Below are 3,978 nucleotides of genomic sequence, written 5' to 3'. Positions count from 1 at the left end.
TCGCCCAACTGGCCCGTGCCCGCCTCGTCACCGTCGACGAGGACACGGTCGACCTCGCCCACGAGGCGCTGATCACGGCCTGGCCACGAGCTGGCGCCTCCGCAGCCGCCGCCGCTGTTCCCTGGTGAGCTGGTGTCGCCGCCGGTCGTACCCACGGCGGCACCGCAGCCCGGGGCCCAGCCGCCCGTGGCGGCGGCCGAGCCGCTGCCCATGAGCGGCAGCACCGCGGCGTCGGCCAGCTGCGCGCGCAGGTCGAGATCGGTCAGCGCGACGATCCCGCCCACCGCCACCAGCGGGGCCAGGGCCGTCGCGCCCACGACGGCCAGGCGGTACCGGGACACCGCCTCGACGCCGGCGGTCGGCAGCGGGTCCCGGCCGGGGCCGAACACCAGGCCCGTCATCAGGGCGCCGACGGCCACCGCCACCATCACGGCCGCCCCGGTCGTCTCCGACGAGTCGCCGGCGGCGAGCACGATCAGCAGCACAAGGGACACCAGGCAGACGACCAGCGCCAGCGTCACGGCGAGCCTGGCCGCCGACCGCCAGGCGAGCCGGTGGCTGGGTCGCAGCAGCAGGCCGCGCGCCACCAACCTCTCGCCGACCGCCACCACCGCCTCCGAGCCGGCGAGGCCCCGGCGGACCGCGCGCATCGGCGCCTCCCAGCCGGTGCCGCACTGCGTGAGCACCTCACGCTCCAGGGCGTCGTCCGCGACGGGTTCGACGACGTGCAGCACGCCGCCGTCGATCAGGATCCGCCCCTTGTCGTACAGGGCGCACAGCACGGTGTCCGCGACCCTGCCGGGACCGCCGATCAGGAACGCCGCCTCGTACGGCGACTCCACGGCCGGCTCACCGAGTTGCTTGGGCAGGGTGTTCAACGCCCGGCGTCTCGCGGAGAACAGCCGGGCGAGGCCGATGGCCAGCGGAAGGCCGGCGAGGATGTAGAAGGCCAGCATGTGGTTACCCCCCGTTTTTTCCGAATAGTCGCGCGAGCCGTCCCCTCGGCCGCGTCGTGCGCCGCCCCAGCCACGCCTCGAGGGCGCGCCTGGTCGCCCGGTCGGGCAACCGGTCGCCGGTCAACAGATGTCGTGCGAAGGCGACGGCGTCCTGGCCGTAGCCGCCGACCATCGGGTGGGAGCGCACGTACGCCAGCACCGCCGGCCGGTAGCCGTCTCCCAGGATCGCGGGCAGTTCGGGCGCGACCCGCGCCAACACCCCCGCCCGCTTGGCGGCCAGCGCGTCCCGCTGGACCCGCAGCCGCACCGCGTCGAAGCCCTCGGGCACCGGCCCGTCCGCCGTGAGCGCGGCCAGCAGCGCGTCCTGCCGGGCCGCCAACCGCCGCCTGGCGGCGTCGAGTTCGCCGGAATCCGGCGTCGGCTCAGCCATGCCGGACCCCCGCCACCACCTCGCGGATGGCCGTCAGTTCACCGGCGAACTCCGTCAACGGGCCGAAGTTCTCGTCCCGTTCGAGCAGCACCCCGGGCGGCTCCGTCCTGGCGCACAGTTCGCCGAGCACGTCGAGCACCGCCGGCGGCACCGGATGGGCGTGGCTGTCGTGCCAGACGCCGTCCCGCTCGACGCCGCCGGCCACGTGCACATAGGCCAGCGCGTCGAGCGGGATGCCGTCCAGGGCCGCGGCCGGGTCCTCCCCGCGGTTGACGTGATTGGTATGCAGGTTCGCGACGTCGATCAGCAGCCCGACCCCCGTACGGTCCACCAACTCGGTCAGGAACTGCCCCTCCGTCAACTCGTCACCCGGCCATCCGAAGAGCGCCGCGATGTTCTCCAGCGCCAACGGAACGGGCAGCGCGTCCTGGGCGATCCGGACGTTCTCGCACAGCACCCGCAGCCCGTCGCGGGTGCGGGGCACCGGCAGCAGGTGCCCCGCCTCCACGGCCGGCGTCCCGGTCAGCGCCCCGCCCCCGCGGACGAAGGCGATGTGCTCGGTGACCAGCGGAGCGTCGAGCGTCTCCGCCAGCCACGCGAGCGACACCAACCGGGACGGCGAGGGCCGCTCGGCGCCCCCGAGCCCGAGCGACACCCCGTGCGGCACCACCGTGATGCCGCGCCCGACGAGCCTTCCCAGGCTCTCCGGGAGATGGTCGGGGCAGATGTTCTCCGCGACCACCTCGACCCAGTCGATCCCCGGCAACTCCTCGACGACGGCCGCGATCTCCGGCCGCCAGCCGATCCCCATCCCCAGTCGCGGCACGCTCTCCCCCTACGACCCCGGTTGTCGGAACCACTCCTCGTGAACTTCGGTACTTCGGTACTCCGTGGCAGAGTTGTCTCCGGCCCGGGGGTTCGGGAATCCCCCTGGTCGATGTTCAGAGCTAGATCTGAGGTTTGGGCTCAGGAACGGGCCCGGATGTGGGACGAGGTGCTGGATGCGACTGGCGGGTGTCTCGCGGCGCTACGGACGGCGTGGGCCCTGGGTGCTCAGCGGCGTCGACCTGGAGCTGCGACCCGGAACGCTCACCCGGGTCGACGGCGGCAACGGCTCGGGCAAGTCCACGCTGCTGCGCCTCGTCGCCGGCCTCGACGTGCCGAGCCGGGGCCGGATCACCGGCCGGCCGCGGCGCGTCGGCTACGTCCCCGAGCGGTTCCCGCCCGCGCTGCCGCTGACCGCCCACGGCTACCTCACGCACCTCGGCCGGGTGCACGGCCATGGGGGCACCTCCCAGCGTTAGCTGGGGGAGGGCGGCGCGCGGCCGCCGAGGGGGAGCGTTGGCTGGCGCAGCTCGGCGCGGCGGAACACGCCGGCACCCCCATGAGCGAGCTGTCCAAGGGCACCTGCCAGAAGGTGGCCGTGGCCCAGGCACTGCTGGCCGAGCCCGAACTGCTGGTGCTCGACGAGGCGTGGACCGGCCTCGACCGGAGCGCGCGGCGCACCCTGGACGCGGCCGTCGAGGACCGGACCGCGGCCGGCGGCGCCGTGCTCTTCGTCGACCACGACCCCGCCCGGCTCGCCGGCGCGGGCGCCACCGGGTGGCGGGTCGACGCCGGCCGGCTCACCGACGCCGGCCGGCCCACCGACGCCGGCCGGTCGGCGGCCACGGTGGTGATCGAGGCGGTGGGCCCGCCGGGCCGCGAGCCGCCGCCCGGGCTCGGGCTGCCCGGCGAGCCGCGCACGCGCCGACTCCCGGACGGCGCCGTCCGGTTCGTCGTCCCGCCCGACCACTCGGACGCGCTCCTCGCGGCGCTGCTCGTGGCCGAACCGGCCTGGCACATCCGATCGCTGGAGTCCCGCCCGTGACCGTGCTGTTCGCCCTCGTCCGCTACCGGCTCGCCCTGGTGCTCCGCTCGCACCGCTGGCTCCCGCCGCTGCTGCTCTACGCGATGCTGCTGGTCATCGGCGTGCCGGCCGGCGAACCCGTACTCGAATCGCTCGGCCTCGCCGCCGCGGCGCTGCTGCCGACGGCGGCCTGGCTGGTCCGCGTCACGCTGGCGGCCGAGCCGCCGGCGGCCCGCGCCTGCGCGATCGCGGCCGCCGGCCGCGCCCGGGTCCGGCTGGCGGGCGTGCTGACCGCGCTGACCGGCACCGCGGCGCTGGGCGCCGGCGGCACGACGATGGTGCTGCTGATCGGCGACGCGCACGCGGCCGACCGTGACACCGCCCTGCCACTGGCGGCGGTCGCGGCCGCCGGCGCGCTCGCGATGCTGACGTGCGCGCTGCTCGGCACGGCGCTCGGCGTGCTGTGCAACCGGCCACTGCTCCGCAGCCCCGCCTGGTCGATCCCCGTCACCGCCCTGGCCGCCATCGCCCTGCTGGCCGGCGGCGCCTCACCCGCCAACGCGGCGGTCAGCACGCTCATCGACGGCTCCCAACAGGGCGCCGTGGACTGGCCCTTGCTGCCGCTCGGCGGCGCGGGACTGCTGCTCGCGGTCGCGACGGCGGTCGTCTGCCGGACGCGGCGGGCGGACTGACGGCCGCCTGGCCGGCGGGCCGGCGGGCCGGCGGGCTGTGCGGTGCCGCGC

The 3,978-nt window shown here is 75.9% G+C and carries 1 protein-coding gene and 4 pseudogenes; 3 read left to right on the top strand and 2 right to left on the bottom strand.

The genetic code is table 11. The features are described 5' to 3' along the window. Positions 1 to 89: pseudogene (locus tag E1283_RS40150) on the top strand (nSTAND1 domain-containing NTPase); the annotation flags it as partial. Between the two features lie 234 nt (positions 90 to 323). Here the strand turns inward: E1283_RS40150 and E1283_RS33270 are convergent. Next, positions 324 to 956, bottom strand: a pseudogene (locus tag E1283_RS33270) (TIGR04222 domain-containing membrane protein); the annotation flags it as partial. 4 nt (positions 957 to 960) lie between these two features. Further along, positions 961 to 2,212, bottom strand: a pseudogene (locus tag E1283_RS33265) (MbnB/TglH/ChrH family RiPP precursor modification enzyme). 175 nt (positions 2,213 to 2,387) lie between these two features. Between E1283_RS33265 and E1283_RS39265 the strand changes: the two are divergent. Both E1283_RS39265 and E1283_RS39260 read left to right on the top strand, forming a co-directional pair. Further along, positions 2,388 to 3,256 (top strand): annotated as a pseudogene (locus E1283_RS39265) (ABC transporter ATP-binding protein). Next, a complete protein-coding gene (locus tag E1283_RS39260; RefSeq protein ID WP_341829975.1) occupies positions 3,253 to 3,927 on the top strand; it encodes an ABC transporter in 675 nt (224 codons plus the stop codon). Before E1283_RS39265 ends, E1283_RS39260 begins: the two are co-directional and overlap by 4 nt. Positions 3,928 to 3,978 lie beyond the last annotated feature (51 nt).

Source organism: Streptomyces hainanensis (assembly GCF_004348415.1).
In the GTDB taxonomy this organism is placed as follows: domain Bacteria; phylum Actinomycetota; class Actinomycetes; order Streptomycetales; family Streptomycetaceae; genus Streptomyces; species Streptomyces hainanensis.
The sequence above is the reverse complement of the archived record's forward strand: the minus strand, read 5'-3'. Positions and strand labels throughout refer to the sequence as shown.